Origin of the sequence: Acetobacter indonesiensis (genome assembly GCF_000963945.1) — a bacterium.
Taxonomy (GTDB): domain Bacteria; phylum Pseudomonadota; class Alphaproteobacteria; order Acetobacterales; family Acetobacteraceae; genus Acetobacter; species Acetobacter indonesiensis.
In genome coordinates, this window is the sequence record NZ_BAMW01000050.1 from 17324 (window position 1) to 33939 (window position 16616).

At 48.5% G+C, this 16616-nt stretch carries 12 protein-coding genes; 8 read left to right on the forward strand and 4 right to left on the reverse strand.

Annotated elements, in window-relative coordinates:
- From Abin_RS11785 to Abin_RS11805, 5 genes are read left to right on the forward strand one after another with little or no spacing between them, the layout of a single operon-like run.
- Nucleotides 1-1191 (forward strand): beta-ketoacyl-[acyl-carrier-protein] synthase family protein, encoded by a 1191-nt coding sequence (locus Abin_RS11785; RefSeq protein ID WP_048847313.1) that lies wholly within the window; start codon nucleotides 1-3, stop codon nucleotides 1189-1191.
- Nucleotides 1191-1982, forward strand: a complete 792-nt coding sequence (locus tag Abin_RS11790; protein ID WP_084593612.1) for a beta-ketoacyl synthase chain length factor — start codon at nucleotides 1191-1193, stop codon at nucleotides 1980-1982. The genes Abin_RS11785 and Abin_RS11790 overlap by 1 nt, the downstream gene beginning before the upstream one ends.
- Entirely contained in the window at nucleotides 1976-2431 is a 456-nt protein-coding gene (locus Abin_RS11795; RefSeq protein ID WP_048847164.1) for a hypothetical protein, read from the forward strand. The genes Abin_RS11790 and Abin_RS11795 overlap by 7 nt, the downstream gene beginning before the upstream one ends.
- Nucleotides 2428-3147, forward strand: coding sequence for a 3-oxoacyl-ACP reductase FabG (gene fabG, locus Abin_RS11800; RefSeq protein WP_048847166.1), 720 nt, complete (start codon nucleotides 2428-2430; stop codon nucleotides 3145-3147). The genes Abin_RS11795 and fabG overlap by 4 nt, the downstream gene beginning before the upstream one ends.
- Nucleotides 3144-4403: a tryptophan 7-halogenase gene (locus tag Abin_RS11805; protein ID WP_048847168.1), complete on the forward strand. Its 1260-nt coding sequence runs from the start codon at nucleotides 3144-3146 to the stop codon at nucleotides 4401-4403. Before fabG ends, Abin_RS11805 begins: the two co-directional genes overlap by 4 nt.
- Here Abin_RS11805 and Abin_RS11810 read toward each other — a convergent pair.
- Both Abin_RS11810 and Abin_RS11815 read right to left on the reverse strand, forming a co-directional pair.
- The gene (locus Abin_RS11810; RefSeq protein WP_048847170.1) at nucleotides 4306-5616 is read right to left on the reverse strand and encodes a hypothetical protein; all 1311 of its coding nucleotides are present in this window, start codon (nucleotides 5614-5616) and stop codon (nucleotides 4306-4308) included. The genes Abin_RS11805 and Abin_RS11810 overlap by 98 nt on opposite strands.
- 145 nt (nucleotides 5617-5761) lie before the next feature.
- Nucleotides 5762-8116 (reverse strand): TonB-dependent siderophore receptor, encoded by a 2355-nt coding sequence (locus Abin_RS11815; RefSeq protein WP_048847171.1) that lies wholly within the window; start codon nucleotides 8114-8116, stop codon nucleotides 5762-5764.
- Nucleotides 8117-8494: 378 nt separating this feature from the next.
- Here Abin_RS11815 and Abin_RS11820 point away from each other — a divergent pair, with 378 nt between their 5' ends.
- On the forward strand, nucleotides 8495-10837 hold the full coding sequence (locus Abin_RS11820) for a TonB-dependent receptor (RefSeq protein ID WP_170237856.1): 2343 nt from the start codon (nucleotides 8495-8497) through the stop codon (nucleotides 10835-10837).
- Between the two features lie 128 nt (nucleotides 10838-10965).
- On the opposite strand, the gene Abin_RS11825 is transcribed toward Abin_RS11820, so the two are convergent.
- Entirely contained in the window at nucleotides 10966-11862 is an 897-nt protein-coding gene (locus Abin_RS11825) for a LysR family transcriptional regulator (protein WP_048847173.1), read from the reverse strand.
- A gap of 153 nt (nucleotides 11863-12015) precedes the next feature.
- Between Abin_RS11825 and Abin_RS11830 the strand changes: the two genes are divergently transcribed.
- Complete coding sequence (locus Abin_RS11830) at nucleotides 12016-12789, forward strand: SDR family oxidoreductase (RefSeq protein ID WP_048847175.1); 774 nt, start codon at nucleotides 12016-12018, stop codon at nucleotides 12787-12789.
- Nucleotides 12790-13082: 293 nt separating this feature from the next.
- Nucleotides 13083-13676 carry a hypothetical protein gene (locus Abin_RS11835; RefSeq protein ID WP_048847178.1) on the forward strand — a complete coding sequence of 198 codons (594 nt, stop codon included), beginning with the start codon at nucleotides 13083-13085 and terminating at the stop codon, nucleotides 13674-13676.
- A gap of 105 nt (nucleotides 13677-13781) precedes the next feature.
- Here Abin_RS11835 and Abin_RS11840 read toward each other — a convergent pair whose 3' ends face one another.
- On the reverse strand, nucleotides 13782-16460 hold the full coding sequence (locus Abin_RS11840) for a Hint domain-containing protein (protein WP_084593613.1): 2679 nt from the start codon (nucleotides 16458-16460) through the stop codon (nucleotides 13782-13784).
- Nucleotides 16461-16616: the final 156 nt, after the last annotated feature.

Here is a 16616-nt window from a genome sequence, read left to right on the forward strand (position 1 = left end):
ATGAACCCCTTTGTGCTAACAGCAGGCACGATTGTCAGTGCCATTGGCCATGGACTGGCAGAACAGTGCCATGCCCTGAAAACGCGCCAATCAGGTCTGATTCCGTGTGATTTTTTCGGTATTACCACCGGGTATATTGGCCGGGTCTCCGGGGTTGAAAGTCATGTTATCACGCACGGCCCAAGTGCGTTTGCCTGCCGCAATAACGCCTTGGCCGATATGGCGTGCCAGCAGGATGGTTTTGAACATGCCGTGCAGGATGCCATAACTTTTTACGGGGCTGACCGTATTGCCGTTGTGGTGGGCACATCCACATCTGGCATTCTGTCAGCCGAAAATGCGTATCTTGATGTCGATGCACAAACAGGGTTTCCGCCCCAGACGTTTCATCAGTCAGGGACGCAAGACCTGTTTTCCCTACCCCGTTTTCTGGCTGAACGCTTGGGGACAAAGGGGCCGCTGCTAACAGTCTCCAACGCGTGTGCGTCATCCTCACGCGCGTTTGTCGATGCACGGCACTGGCTGGAGGCAGGTTTGTGTGATGCGGTTATTGTCGGGGGGGCGGATAGCCTGTGCCGTATGACGTTACGGGGCTTTGCGTCTCTTGGTCTGGTTTCTGACGGTCCGACACGCCCATGCGATGCGGCCCGTAACGGCATTTCCGTTGGGGAAGCAGCCGGTTTTGTGCTGCTTGAACGGGAAGGGGCACGACCGCAGGTACCCGCTCTGGCCCGTCTGGCCGGATATGGCGTCAGTAGTGACGGGCACCATATGTCTTCTCCAGACCCGCAGGCACGGGGGGCAATAATCGCCATGCAGGATGCCCTGAAACAGGCCGATCTTGAGCCTGACCATATTGATTACATTAATCTGCATGGCACAGGCACAGTGGTAAATGACAGTATGGAAGATCAGGCCGTTAGCACGGTATTTGGCAAAAAGGTACCTTGTTCTTCCACTAAAGGATGGACCGGCCACACATTGGGCGCATCCGGTATTCTTGAAACCATGATGAGCATTGGCCTGATGAAATCAGGATTTATCCCCGGATGCCTGAATGTGACACAACTCGACCCCTCTTTTCAGAGTTCTGTGCTGACAGACAATGAAAACAGGCCGGTAAGACGTGTCATGAGCAATGCGTTCGGCTTTGGTGGCACCAACTGCAGCCTGATATTTGAGGCCGCCTGATGCGCGTTGTTGTTCAGGGATTATCAGTCTGGGGGCCAGGTCTTGCAGGGTGGCCTCACGCAGAACGGGTTTTGCGTAGAGAAGACACATGGCAGGACGGACCCGTGACGCCGCCACCTGCACAATGCCTGCCCGCAAACGAACGCCGTAGAAGTGGCCCTTTGACACGTCTTGCGCTGGCTGCGGCAGAGGAAGCAAGCCAGCAGTCAGGTTTGCAACCGTCTTCGCTGCGCGGGGTGTTTGCCTGCTCCAACGGGGATGGGGCCATTGTTGATTCCATCCTGTCAGCCATTACAACGGAGGGAGGGGAGGTTTCCCCCACACAGTTCCACAATTCCGTTCATAATGCGCCTGCCGGGTATTGGACCATTGGGCACCATACGCATGTGCCCGCAGTGGCCTTGGGCTGTTATGACTGGTCGTTTGCACAAGGGTTGCTAAAGGCCGTCGCCGAATGTCTGGTGGAAAAAACGCCAACAGTCTTGGTGGTGTATGATCTGCCTATTCCGGGTCCTATCGGTAAAGCCCGCGTAACGGAAAATCCGTTTGGATGTGCGTTTGTTTTGCAACCAGATACCACTCAGGATGGTATCTGTGTTCTTGATATAACCTATGGTGCTACCACGACGCAGCAGGATGAGGTTTTGCATCCCGATCTGATGAAGCTGGTTCCAACCAACCCTGCGGCAAGGGCGTTGCCGTTGCTGGAAAAAATTGCCAGCAGGACAGAAGGCACCGTAAAAATGGCATCCGTACCAGGTAGTTTATCAATTGCAGTCACACCATGCTGACTATAGAAGACATTTTAACCCATATTCCGCATCAGGGAAAAAGCTGCCTGCTTGATAGATGTGATGCGTGGACAGCCGATACACTCACAGCCCAGACTTCAGCGCATCTCCGTGCGGATAATCCTTTACGGTATCAGGATAAGCTTGGCGTGATTGTCGGGGCGGAAATGGCCATGCAGGCAGCGGCGCTTCATGGTGCATTAACGGGCGATCAGGATGCAAAAACAGGAGGCTATCTGGCTTCCTTGCGTGATCTGGTGGTCACATGCGATCGTCTTGATCGGGCTGACTATGGTGTTCTCAATATTTTTGTGCGCCGAGAACAGCATGACCTTGCTGGCATGGTCTATCGTTTTTCTGTCTCTACGCAGCAGGGCGCGTCGTTGTTGAAAGGCCGGGGCATGGTGATGTTCCGCGCCAGAACACCAGTGGATGTGGCATCAGCATGAAACGGGCGCTTGTTACGGGGGGGACAAGCCCGTTAGGGCAGGCCATCTGTCAGCAACTGGTGGCTGACGGTTTGCACGTTATTGTACACACCCATAATAACCCTGCCAAAGCCGAGGCTATGGTTGCAGATTTTATGACACAGGGTGGTCAAGCAGAAATCTGGCAATGTGACCTAAGCTGTTCAACCAAAACCCGAACAGGGCTTGAAACTCTTCTGGCGCAGGGAGTGCCACAGGTTATTGTGCATAATGCCGGTACGCATGATGACACGACTCTGGCGGGGATGAGCGAAGCCCAGTGGCATGATGTCATAGGCGTCTCGCTCAATGGTTTTTTCAATGTTGTTCAGCCATTACTTTTGCCGCTTACACGCACACGGTGGGGGCGTATCATTGCCCTTTCTTCCGTTTCAGCCCGTATGGGGAATAAGGGGCAGGTTAACTATGCCGCGGCCAAAGCTGGGCTTGAAGGGGCCGTGCGTTCGTTAGCGCGTGAGGTCGGTAGCCGTGGGATTACGGTCAATGCGGTAGCCCCAGGTATTATAGACTCCCCCGCAACTGCCGCCATCATGACAACGACGGATATTGCGGCTCTTGTCCCGGCACGTCGTTCGGGAAAACCACAGGAAGTGGCGGATCTGATTGCCTTTCTGGCATCTGATAAAGCTGCCTATATTTCCGGGCAGACAATAGGCATTAACGGAGGTATGGCATGACGCAGGTTCCCGCTCAGTGTGATGTTCTGGTTATAGGGGGTGGCCCTGCTGGCAGTACCGCAGCAACGTTACTGGCCCGTAAAGGGCTGTCGGTTGTCATGCTGGAAAAAGAGTGCCATCCGCGGTTTCACATTGGTGAGTCCCTGCTACCCTGCAATTTGCCGCTTCTGAAAACAATTGGTGTTCTTGATCAGGTTGAAAAAATCGGTGTTTTCAAACCCGGTGCCGAATTTGTTTCAGACCAAGGGGAGGGGCGCGTCGCGTTCCCGTTTCGCTTGGCTATCAGCCCCAGAGCCAAACATGCCTATCAGGTCAGACGTTCGGAATTTGATGAAATTCTGTTTCGGAACGCAGCGGCCAGCGGTGTAAAAACGTTTGAAAATATACTGGTTAAGGACGCAGAGTTTTCAAAGGATGGTCCCAAAAAAATTACCGTTCAGGATGAAAACGGCAATCAGCATGTTATAAAACCGCGTTTTGTGCTGGATGCGTCAGGCCGTGACGGTTTTCTGGCAAAGCGGTATCATACGCGGATAGCAGATAAAAATAACTCCACGGCTGCTATTTATGCTCATTTTCGAAATGTAGAACGTCGTGAACCGGGGATGGAAGGTTATATTTCCATTCATCTGGTGCCCGATGGATGGTTCTGGATGATCCCCCTGCGGGACAACATCATGAGTGTTGGGTTTGTGGGGGATAAAAACGCTTTCCAGTCACATACGGGGCCGAAAACAGACCTGTTCTGGAAGAAAGTGGCTGAAAGCCCCAGTGTGGCAGAGCGTCTGGCCCCGGCAGAACAGATTGGTGATTTAAGCACAACGGGCAATTATTCCTACTGTGCTGACCGCAACTGGGGGAATGGTTACTACATGATAGGCGATGCCTTCGCCTTTCTTGATCCGGTGTTTTCATCGGGCGTTCTGCTGGCCATGAAAAGTGCCTTTCGCGGGGCGCGTGTTGCCCAAGCCTGGTTGCGTAACCCCGAGGATGGCAGGCGTGTCGCCCAACGTGAGGAACGGCAAACCCGGGCAGAAATGCGGCGGGTTTCCTGGCTTATTTACGGTATTAATGACCCCGCCCAACGCGAACTGTTTTTAAACCCCAAAAACCTTTTTCGGATGCGCGATAGCATTATTTCCCTTCTGGCGGGTGATTTCATAGGCCGTTTGCGTGTTCAGGTTCCCCTTGCGGCCTTTCGGGCTGCGTTGGCATTAACCCGCTGGCGGCGGAAGCATCATCAGACAGCAGTGTAAGGCCGCGCTGTACCAGATCCTGCTGTTTTTGAAGCCACGCGTAATAGGCATTGTAAAAAGGCGCAAACCCGGCAGGCTCTTTTTTTAACCACCAGTCCAAAGGTTTGCGTTCAGCCGCCGCTTTTGCATAAAGGCCCTGATACCACAGAAGATTGGTTTTCAGGTCATGATAACGCGGCTGATTAAGGTATCGATCGAACGCTTTATTATAATGCCCAAGCAGCGGGTCATCATAAAAAATAAGGGAAAGCTGGGTATTATAGACCTCGTTGGGGGTTTTTACCGGGTTTGAATCCAGCATGACGCCCGGCGTTGTTGGTAGCCATCCATCTTCCATCAGGCTTTTACGTGTCAGTTTGTCATGGTACAGCGCATGCAGGTTACCAATATCGTGCCGCTGGGTTTGATCAAGAAGATTGACAACTTCGTTTTTGGGTACGGGAAATGTTAACGCCGCTTTTAGAATAAACTGATGTACAGGCAGTTCGTGCCAGAAACCTGCTGCGGCCAAGGCATTGTGGGTAAGGTGATTGCAGTTATCCTGTAGAACATTGGTTTCAAAAGTTTTTGGCCCATTATGGTAAAGTGCGTTCCGGCCATTTAGAAAAGAGATAACCTGTTTGAACTGTTCTTCACTAACAGGAAGCCGTGCACAATATCTGGCTCGACCAAAACTGACGGCATAATCCGTGCCAATTGAAATTTCGTATTTCCACTGCTCATCTGAAACATCAGCCGGTTTTCCTTCAGAAGTCCAATCCTGAAAGCGGATGGCACTATACAGACCTCTTTTTTGTGCTTCCTGCTTTGTGGCTGTGTAGGTGGCTTTGGTGAGTGGTTCGTCTGGTTTCAGCAGGCCGTTATAGAAAAAATCACGATGGGAAATCCCAACCCAGTTTGCATTCTTGAAATGCGAGTTCATGCTGACCCCTGTTTCTCCATCTGGGCAAGATGTCAGCACGGGATAAGGGGATGTGGGGTCCAGGCAGGCACCATGGAGAAAGAATACGGCGTGGCCGCCGGGGCCACCTGCAATATCAGCCCCATAACCGGGCTTTTTTGAAATCTGGGAAACAGCACAAAGTTCAACCCATTGCGGGAAGAGACGATTATACGCCTCTTCTTTCTGAAGTGGGCCGGGTTTATGAAAATCAGCAGGTGTGCAGCCCGTAAGAAGAAGTGCACCCAAGCCAAAAATAAAATACGGTTTCAACGCGCCACACACTAATCTGATAATAACAAGATCAGGAACGGTAACACTGTTCGGGTGTGCTGGGAAATGGTCCGATCTGGAACAGATTAACGCGCATAATCTCCTTCCTTCTGATGCGTTCTATCAGAAGGAGGGAGACGGCCAGTTAGAATTCGGCAGAGAACGTGAAGTGATAAATACGGGGCAGCCCGGCGTAAAGGCTGGACGCTGCACCTGATGTTCCGCTTGGTGCACCCGTATAGACAGACGCCCAATAGCGTTCATTGGTCACGTTGCTGACGCCGAAACGCAGAACCCACGGGAATTTTGCGACATGGAAGGCGTAGCGTGTGCCCAGTTCAAGGGTGGTGTAAGACCCGGTGTGCAGCGTGTTAGTAACATTGGCCGCACGGTTGCCCATGTAATGCACATTCGCATTGAATGCCCAGCCCGAGGCAAAACTGCCGAGAGAAGCAGGCAGACGATAATCAAGCAGGATATTGGCTTGCAGCGGAGCAGCCCCCACAATTTCCTTCTTGTTCAGGGAAGATGATGCCGCGTCAACCAGTTCAGCATCCAGCCACGTCATGCCGGCAAGAACGGACAGATTTGGTAGAACTTCACCTGAAATCTGCGCTTCCACCCCATAATTGCGCTGTGTGCCACCGTATTGATAGGTCTGGCAGTTTACAGCAGCGGCACAGCCGGTCGGGTTTGCGGCTGATACATACATGGCATAGGGTGATGTCATGCGGAAACCCGCAATATTGACCTGCATTTTCTGGAAACGAAGTTTATAGCCGACTTCATATTCTTCCGAATGGGCAATCGGCAGCGCAAGGTTGGTGTTGGTATAGCTTGCACTATTGGGTGTTACTGGCCCGGCTTCTACTGACCGACCATAGGTGAAGTAGAACGTCTGGTTATCGGTTGGTTTGTACATCAGGCTGGTGGTGGGGCTGAAAGCTGCAGACTTTTCAAACCGTGTTGTCAGCGGGCTTTTGGCATTTAGCGCCCCTTCCTGATGAATCCAGCTCCACGACAGGGTGCCCATGATAGACCAGTGTTTGTTAAGCTGAAGAGTATCGCCCACAATAAAAGACTGGCTGGTTACACTGCTGGATTTATAGCGGCCATGATAATAAGGCTGCGTGCCGCTGGATGGGGACGCACCATACAAATTATAAACCCCGAGATTTTGAGCACTTGTTGAGGCTCCGGTCGGATTATAGTTGCCCATCATGTAACCGTTGGTGCCAATCACCAGATCATGTTTGATAGGGCCTGTATAAACACGGCCATTGACGTAGGCCATATTACTGCCAACACGGAAATCATTGGCAGTTGTTGTGGCCGTTGCTTTTGAACTGAACCAGCCGTTGCTGCCCGTCAGGCCGCCACAGGTTTTGCTGCCGTCACACAGTGTATCGGTTACGCCAAAAGCCTGCCGCGCAGCGTCCTGATACAGACCGCCCAGTGTGAAGCTCCAGTTTTCATTGAACTGATGCCGAATCTTGGCAAGAAACGTATTGGTTTCCATGTTGTAGCCGCTCCATTCCGGAGCCAACTGCTTGCTGAGATCTGGTGCTTCAGGCAGATGGCTACCGCCAACGCCTGTTGCCAGAATACCAAAAGCAGGGGCTGTGCCACGTTGCGCGTAGTTATAATGGCTGGCGTCAATTTCAATGACGGTTTTATCATCAAGGTGAATATCGAAATCACCGCTGACCATTTCACGGCGCATCCAGCTACCCTGGGTGTAGCCCGTGCCATTGGCATGTAGCAGGTTCAAACGATAGCCAAACCAGCCATTTCGGCCCAACCGACCTGAAATATCGCCATTTACGGTTGGCGTGCCAATGGAGTCCACACCAACTGAAAGACGCTCTGTCCGGCGGTCTGTTGGTCTTTTGAGTGTATATTCAAACACGCCAGCGGGGTTTTGTGGCCCATACATGGCACCAGCCAAACCGTTCAGAACCTGTAGGTTATCAACCCACTCGGCAGGGTAAGGGGTGGTGGACACAACGTTCAGACCATCAAGGCGAGAGTTGGCAACCACATCAGCCTCAAACCCGCGCGATTGCGGGCGTGATGTGTTGGGGTCCCCACGGATTTCAAGCTGTACGGATGGCAGAAACTCCGCCATGTCGTTGATGTTTCGAATCTGCTGATTGACAATCACATCGTGCGGCACGCCCATAATAGAATAAGGGGTATCCAGCGTGTCCCGGTTGCCTAACGGGCCGAGATACACAACCTTATTCATGTATTTTGACGCGGTGCCATCAGCCGCATGGTGTCCATGCACGTTAATCGTTTCACCGTTCGAGCCATCCAATATCCCGGCAATAGGAGCCCGGGTAGGCGTTGGCTTTTTGACAGCAGAGACCTTGAGCGGCTGTTTTTTATCAGTTTTGCCATATGGCTGCGGCGCAGGGCTGGCGGCAAGAGCGGATGAGGCCAATAACAGTGCGCCAAAAGTTCCGCTGGCGAAGGTAGTGTAAAAACGATTGTGCATCAGTCTGGCTAGTCCGACATTATGATAAAGAGCAGTTGGTGGCTCCTTTTGCCGGGTCAAAGGTCGGGTTGTCTATATATCTCCATGCATAAATATATATACAGACGAATATAATTCTAAGGTGATGCCAGAATAATACACCCCCAAAATCTGATGCCATTTATGAGAAACATTGCGAATTACAAATTAAGAGATAAAAAGAATAAAAATTAAAAATAATTTTAATAAATATCATGCGTGAGAAACAGCACTGACATGAGTCAGAATTATCAAATATTATGTTGAGAATAATTATCAGTTGCTATATTTCAGACACAATTATCACATCGGGGTGAGTGTCTGGGAATGACCAAAGTGTATCGGGCGTGTCTTACGCCTATGTCTGTTGCGAGTGCTCTGTTTTTTTCCGCTCAGGCATTGGCATCTACTTCCCCCGATGTGCCAAACGCTGAAAAACATCCCAAACGCGAAAGCAAGCGGTTCAAGAAAACGGATGCACACACCGCAACGGACGTTGCCAGCATCAATGCAGAAGATGAAGAACGTCTGACTGTCAAAGGGCATGGGTTTAACACCATGCATCAGTCACTTGGTTTGTCGCGTATGCCGCAGGATGTCATGCATACGCCCCAGAATATCAACGTGGTGCCGCAAGCGTTGATGAAACAGCAGAATGTCAAATCTCTGGATGAAGCGTTGCGGAACGTGCCGGGTGTCACTGCTTCTATTGGTGAAGGCGCGGGGGGTATGAATGGGGACCAGTTTCTTATTCGCGGTTTTCAGGCCCAGAACGATATCTATGAAGACGGATTAAGGGATTTTGGGGTTTACTCCAGAGACTCTTTTAATTTTGAATCCGTCTCTGTTATCAAAGGTCCATCTTCTGAAGTGTTTGGTAACGGGACAACAGGGGGTGCCATCAATATGGTCACCAAAACCCCGGGTCTGCATAATAGTTACTCCGCCGAATTTACAGGTGGCTCGGGAAGTTATTACCGGGGTACGCTTGATATTAATCAGAAGCTGGATAGCTCAACAGCGTTTCGTTTGACCGGAATGGGAGACGAACATAATGTTGTTGGTCGAGACTTTATCTATTCTCATCGCTGGGGGATTGCACCATCCTTAGCATTCGGCCTTGGGAAGCGCGCGACACTTGTTTTGCAGTATCTGCATCAGCAAGAAAACTCTGTACCTGATTTCGGTGTGCCGGTGGTAACAAAACCGGGTGCGTCTTACGGGCAGCCCATTACCGAATATGGTATTCGCCGTACTAATTGGTACGGGACGAATAATGACCAGAATTCAACCAATGATAATATGGAAACGGCCCGGTTTACCTATAAAGTGAACGACCATATTACCATTTATGATGACCTGCGTGGCGGCCAGTACTATCGTAATTTTGCGGCGTCTAAAGCCACATGCGATACAACATGCGTGAATAACTATTTCAATGGCGACCCAGCGTCCGCATTGGTTGCACGGTCTGGGCCATCTGGTGCAGGGAAAGGTACCGGGCCTGGAACCTATATGGCTCCCCTGCCATATGAGCAAAGAAGCTGGTCGGTGCAAAATGTTGCGTCAATGGTTGCAAATTTTAACACGGGCTTTTTACGTCATCAGTTGGTTGCCGGGGTTGATATTGAACGCGTGAATGATGTGCGCTCACAATCAACATATTTGAAAGCCAAGCCCTACGCGAATTTGGTAAATCCCAACCCCTATGTTGGTAATCTCGACCTTGTTCCGGGTGAGTCTAATCCTGCCGGTCTGGTTACATTAGGCAGTCTGGGGGCAAAACCGCATAGTAGTGGATACGGGTTTGATACAGGACTGTTTCTGTTTGACCAGATTTGGTTGACAAAATGGCTTTCTGTAAAAGGAGGCTTTCGTTGGGACCGTTGGCAGACAAGTTACAACCTGACCGGGGGAAATGTTGCAGCCAATCCTGACAAACATTTTCATGATGTAAGTGGCGTGTTTAATCCGAACGTCAGCCTTGTTGCGACCCCTGATGAACATCAGACTTATTATTTTACATGGGCAAGTTCAACAACGCCTATGGGGATGTACGTTACCAACGGTTCGGTTCCTATTCGTCCCGGTACAAATTCCTTTGCCAGCCCAGAAAAAGCACAGCTTTACGAATTTGGTGCAAAATACAGCCTGTTTCATGACCGTATAGGGGCAACAGCATCTCTGTTCCGTCTTGATAAAGGAAACGCTATGAACGCTGACCCTGTCACAGGTGAAGTGCAGGGGTCATCAGACCGTCAGCGTAATCAGGGACTGGAATTGTCCGTAGGCGGAATTATTCTGCCGGGATGGAATGTAACTGCGACGTACGCTTTATATGATAGCGACACGACCTATTCAGCTACACAGGCCAATCGCGGCAAAAATGTTCAATATGTGCCGCATAATCAGGCAACACTCTGGTCTGTTTATAACGCTTTTCCAAACACGCCGTACAATATTTCCTTCGGGGGAGGGGTTACATGGCGTCAACATGTTTGGTTAAATGCAGCCAATACACTGCGTGCACCAGCCAACCTCGATTTCAGTGCGATGATTTCTCATCGGTTTGATAAACATTGGAAGATTTCCATGAATGGATACAATCTTGCCAACCGCCTGAATTATCAAAGCCTGTTTTCAAACCGTGCTACGCCTTCTGCCGGTAGAATGTTCTTGGGGGAAGTCAGTTTTACGTATTGATTATGATAACTCAAAAATAGCGTAAATTTTCAACGAGAGAGGTTTACGATGTAAGCCTCTCTTGAATCATAAAATATAATCTCAAATTTATTGAATTTCTTAATAGTAATAGACCAGGAAAGTATTTTTCAAAGTAGATCGTGTAATAATGGAATAATCCACTCCACGAATGCTTGGACACGTCGTGACAAATGTTTGCGGTGTGGGTAAAGAATTGTCATGGGGAGTGATGCTGCTCGCCAATCTGGCATGACCTCTTGTAAGTTTCCTTCTACAAGATGCTTTTTTACGTCGAAGGCCGGGATCTGAATTAGTCCAAGGCCAGCCAGACAGCACGCAATGGACGCTTCTGCGCTGTTTACTGTTACACGACCTTTGACTGGCATCTGGCAGACCTCGCCATTTTCAACCCACTCCCAGTCTTCCACCCGTCCCGAACTGGGTGAAGCGTATCTGATAATATGATGATGACCCAGATCGTCAGGATTTGCAGGAGAACCATATCGTTCAAGATAAGTCGGGCTTGCCACGTTAATAAGGGCAAGATCGCCTACCTTACGGCCAATAAGGCCTGAATCTTGTAAAGGGCCTACCCGCAAAACGCAGTCAATTCCATCTTCAATCAGATTAACTGCGCGATCTGTCATGCCAAGTTCAATATTAATATCTGGGTAGCGCTCTAAAAAATTCGGCAGGGCAGGGGCAACAATCAGCCTGCCAATTCGGCCTGGCAGATCAACACGGAGTAGCCCTTGGGGGCGGACAGAGTCCTGTTGAAACAGTGCTTCCACTTCTTCTACATCAGCCACTAGTCTTACACAGTGATCGTAAAATGCAGCGCCGTCAGGTGTGACAGAAACTGATCGGGTGGTACGCACCAATAATTGAGTACCGACCCGTGCTTCCAGTTCCTGAATAGCCGTGGAAATTGTCGAACGGGAGATCTTTAGCGTTGTGGCTGCCCGCGTGAAGCTGGCTGTTTCTACAATCCGGGCAAAAATACGAAACAGATCAATCCGGTCCACAGCACTGTTACTCCACACGTAGGTTATAGATTGTTCGTATTTTCCGACATGTATTGTCGAAAAATGGTATATTTATCATGATATCATGAATGATACTCTCTCAACCAGCAAAGCGTGACTGGTACGTTCTTCATCGAACAGGGAGATAAACCCATGGCAGACCATACTATTAACGGCAAAACCGTTCTGATTGCTGGCGGCGCAAAAAATCTGGGAAGTCTGATTGCGCGTGATCTTGCGGCTGCGGGGGCGAAAGCCATTGCAATCCATTACAACAGTGATGCCTCTAAAGCTGATGCAGAGAAAACACTTGCTGTTCTGAAAGACGCTGGTGTGCAGGCTGTCGCATTTCAGGCTGACCTGACAACAGCCGCTGCTACGACAAAATTATTCACGGATACGATTGCCGCTATCGGTAAGCTGGATATTGCGATCAACACGGTTGGTAAAGTGTTGAAGAAACCTATCGCAGAAACATCCGAAAGCGAATTTGATGCTATGTTCGCTGTGAATACGAAAGCAGCTTATTTCTTTATCAAAGAAGCAGGCCTTCACCTGAATGATAATGGCAAACTTGTAACGCTGGTGACGTCACTTCTGGGCGCTTATACACCGTTCTATTCTACCTATGCGGGATCAAAAGCGGCGGTGGAACATTTCACGCGTGCTGCATCCAAAGAGTATGGTGCCCGTGGTATTTCCGTGAATGCAATCGGACCGGGCCCTATGGACACCCCGTTTTTCTACGGTCAGGAAGCACCAGATGCCGTGGTATACCATAAATCTGCTGCTGCATTGTCAGCATTTAGCAAAACGGGTTTGACTGATATTGAAGATATTGCACCGTTTGTTCGCTTTCTGGTCTCGGACGGTTGGTGGGTGACGGGGCAGACCATTCTGGTCAACGGCGGGTACACCACTAAATAATCAAATTTACAAAAATATAAAAACCTACAGGATGGATGCGGAATATATTTATCTTGTAGGATTTTTCTGTTTGAGGATACTGTATTTTTTAATTTAGAGAGTCATTTTTCAAGATTGTCGACAGTATATTCTTTTTGATAAGATATTGATCGGTAAAAAATATAGAAATGTTTGTATCGTATAAAAATGAAAGTTAATGAGGAATATTTCTTCTGCGAGAAACATATTAATAACATCCGATATAATTATTTAGAAAGTTTCTGTAAAATAGATGGAATAAGGAGAAAACTATCATGGTTCTGCATCCATTGACTTCTCCTGACATCTTCCAGCATGTCCGCATGATTATGGGTATGGTGGTCGGTTTAAGTGTAACACGGCTTCTGACAGGTCTTGTGCGTATCATTCAACACCCCAACCAGACACGGATTTATCCGGTACATATTGGTTGGGTTCTGACTCTACTTTTAATGTTAATGCATTTTTGGTGGTGGGAGTTGTGGTTGATTGAACTACCGATGTGGCGGTTTGAAACGTATCTGTTTCTGATTCTGTATGCGATTGTACTCTTTTTTCTAAGTGCATTTTTATTTCCAGAATCTATTAGCGACTATACCGGATATGAGGATTTTTTTATTTCCAGACGAAAATGGTTTTTTTCATTTTTTGCACTAACAGTAATTTTTGATTTAATTGACACTCTTATTAAAGGACCAGAACACTACGCATTATTTTCTATAGAGTATTGGTTTCGTATTCCCGTTTATCTTGCTTTATGTGGCGTAGCGATTGTTTCGACTAATCGCCGTTTCCACATTGCATTCGTGAGTATGGGTTTGCTTTATGAGATGTCATGGATAATCAGGCATTTCGAGACATTATCTTGAATCGTAATAATTTGGAATGACTGTTTAAAATATACCTTAAAAATTTTCTGGTCAATTCTAGTAAAGATGATGCAGATTTGTGTATCTGCATCCCCTTTTTTCTAATTAAGCAGAAAGAATTTCTTTGAATCTAGTTTGTTCTGATACAAAATATGGTCCAGAAGAACAAATAGTCAAAGTGAGTAAACCCATTTGATTACTCACTATATCATGAATATGCAGCTTGGCAGAACCATTTGTCCACGCAGACCGATTCTGTGTGGTCCGAGCATACCAACCATGTGGCGGTTTAGATTTCAGATGTTCTACAATATCGTGTTTTTCCTTGCCCGTCATAAAGGTAATGTCCCCAATTTCTACGCCCAGTTCACGTCGGTCATCAACAAACGGGCCAATAATGTCTGATGGGCGGCTGGTACGCGATACGATATGTACGTATTCTGTGTGAGGGGGCAGCATAAAGCTGTATTTTCCATCTTCATGACGTACCGCACGTACAAGATGGGTTTTGTCGGTCACAAGATGTAGACCGGAATCATCAGTGATTTGTGCCTCAAACCCATTTTGTGCCTGCCCGAAAAGTTCAATACTGCGTGTTTCGAGCTTGCGATAAATGGGCTCTACAAAATTACGCTCGACACATAGAGGGGCGGCTGCATCATTCTCCCAGCTATGATTCGTGCCATAGAGAGCAATGACAGGTCCTTCCTGAGTAAATGTCCGACGGTTTCCGGTATCTAGGTAGCTTTCCGTCAATGTACCATTCGCACGAATAACGGAATGCTGTTCAGTTTCTACGTGGTAGTAATCATAAGCGCTTATGCTGGTATCATAGAGAATGGAGTTCCCATTGATTAGCATACGCGCAGGAATAAACCGTCCGTTCAAAAACAGACTATGTTCAGCAGTAACAAGCAGATCTTTGTAAGGTACACCATCTGCAATGGAATCTTTACGAATACGTACCGGGTAGCCGGCTTCATCTGTGCGTTGCCTAGTCCGCACTACAGTATGAGCTTTGCCCACCCAGCTTACTGTAACCGTTTTAGCTACGTTTTGATTATATGAAATAATTTTATCGCCTTTGCGCAGGTCTTCGACAGCAATATCTCCTTCCAGTGTTTCAATCATGCTACCACTTAGGAAGCACACTTCCGCAAGAGACCCACCACTTCCGTCGTCAGCAAGTACAAAGCCGGTATTTTTCACACCGGGGATATTGAGGGTAATCGTCGTATTGTTAGAAAGCGTAATGACCACCTGATCGTCTGACGGGTAAGCATAGGATACCCCATTAGCCGAGACACCGGCCAAATCAATACTGTCAGAATCACCGAGAGCATTCCCGCTAAATCCGTTGATAATGGTGTTTACAATGCCGCCATTTTCCAAACCGGAAATGGTTAACCCGTGGTTGGCATCGCTAGGCAGGACAACTGATCCACCAGCGTTGTTCCAGATTGTAGCAGATCCGCCAGCCTGAAGGGTAATGGTTCCAGAAATGTTTCCGCCGCTTTCGACGCTGACAATACCTGCGCTGCCGACGTTTGTGTTACCTAGCGTTGCGTTTGAAGCAACATAAATTTCCCCACCCGCCGTGATAGTATTATCATCTGCACTGCCACCGCTGGCAATATCTAGTACGCCGCTGGAATTAATTGTTGTGCCCGTTGCAGAGCCCTGCAATCCAAGCCCACCACGGCTGTTAATGATGGTGTTGATGGCAGAACCGCCAGCACTCACCTGTAACTGTGCCCAGTCACCTACAGTGACGTTTGACATCGTTGCGCCACTAGAAACGAGTACGCTTGGAACGGAAGAGCCGTTGCCATTGATGCTAGCACCGGTAACAGCGGCAGAATTGAGTGTACCACCGCCGTCAACGACTACCTGACCACTGACGACCGTTGTGTTTGTTGCGACGCCGCCGGACACAATTTCAAGCAAACCAGTACGGTTAATTGTTGTGTTCGTGGCGGAGCCAACCAGCCCAACTTGCCCATTGCTTGCAACTGTTGTTAGGTCGGCCAATCCCCCGGATTGAACATATAGCGTGCCGAAATCATTGAGCGTAATGTTAGAAACAACGCCACCGTTATTAACGGTTATGAGGTTTCCTGAAACAAAAGTGCCACGTAAAAGAGAAGCCCCAGATTCGACTATGACTGAAGCTGCGCCTTGCTGAGGGCTTTCACCTGTATCGACCGCGCCGCTTTTTAATATAAGTTTGCCACCACTCGATCCCCACTGAAAATATGGGGGAGAATTATAAGCACTGATCGTGCCACCATTCAGTGTGACACCGCTCTCATTTGCTCCAGATGAGAAAATGGCAGTTGCACCCGCGTTTATGGTTGTGTTGGAAAGTGTTCCTCCTCCATTAACAACAATGCTGTTTCCAGATTGAAGCGTAGAGCTTGAAAGAGTTGCGCCAGACTGAATAAAAATTGACGCGCTACCAGCTTTTGGATTCTCATTTGTATCGACAGCTCCGCTTGCTAAGACAAGAGATCCGCCACTGGAGCCCCACGAAAAGAAAGTTCCGTTAGAAGCATATGAGAATATTGTGCCGCCATTTAACGTGGCTCCGCCAGAAAGAAGGCCGTTTGTGTTGATCGTTACTTTGCCACCTGAAGCTATCGTAATAGGACCTGTATAAGTGCCTCCGCCTTGTATAACGACAGAGCTATATTTTGCTCCATAAAAATTTCCCGTTGGAATTGTACCGTTCCCGGTCGTGACGTAATCATCAACATACAAAATACCATTGGTCACTGAAGACATTCTGTTTTCCTTAACGATATCTTACACGAAATATTATAATGTTGAGAAACCAATCCATAGATTTGTTAAGAAAAACAGACGGCTTATCCTCACTATTAAAAATGTATCAGTTTGACTAACAAGGTTACATCGAAAAAAAGTTTACAAGCGTCAACC

What these genes read in the sequence shown, in the direction of transcription:
- Abin_RS11785 (WP_048847313.1), top strand. Translation starts at nt 1, where the DNA reads ATGAACCCCTTTGTGCTAACAGCAGGCACGATTGTCAGTGCCATTGGC.
- Abin_RS11790 (WP_084593612.1), top strand. Translation starts at nt 1,191, where the DNA reads ATGCGCGTTGTTGTTCAGGGATTATCAGTCTGGGGGCCAGGTCTTGCA.
- Abin_RS11795 (WP_048847164.1), top strand. Translation starts at nt 1,976, where the DNA reads ATGCTGACTATAGAAGACATTTTAACCCATATTCCGCATCAGGGAAAA.
- fabG (WP_048847166.1), top strand. Translation starts at nt 2,428, where the DNA reads ATGAAACGGGCGCTTGTTACGGGGGGGACAAGCCCGTTAGGGCAGGCC.
- Abin_RS11805 (WP_048847168.1), top strand. Translation starts at nt 3,144, where the DNA reads ATGACGCAGGTTCCCGCTCAGTGTGATGTTCTGGTTATAGGGGGTGGC.
- Abin_RS11815 (WP_048847171.1), bottom strand. Translation starts at nt 8,116, where the DNA reads ATGCACAATCGTTTTTACACTACCTTCGCCAGCGGAACTTTTGGCGCA.
- Abin_RS11820 (WP_170237856.1), top strand. Translation starts at nt 8,495, where the DNA reads ATGTCTGTTGCGAGTGCTCTGTTTTTTTCCGCTCAGGCATTGGCATCT.
- Abin_RS11830 (WP_048847175.1), top strand. Translation starts at nt 12,016, where the DNA reads ATGGCAGACCATACTATTAACGGCAAAACCGTTCTGATTGCTGGCGGC.
- Abin_RS11835 (WP_048847178.1), top strand. Translation starts at nt 13,083, where the DNA reads ATGGTTCTGCATCCATTGACTTCTCCTGACATCTTCCAGCATGTCCGC.
- Abin_RS11840 (WP_084593613.1), bottom strand. Translation starts at nt 16,460, where the DNA reads ATGTCTTCAGTGACCAATGGTATTTTGTATGTTGATGATTACGTCACG.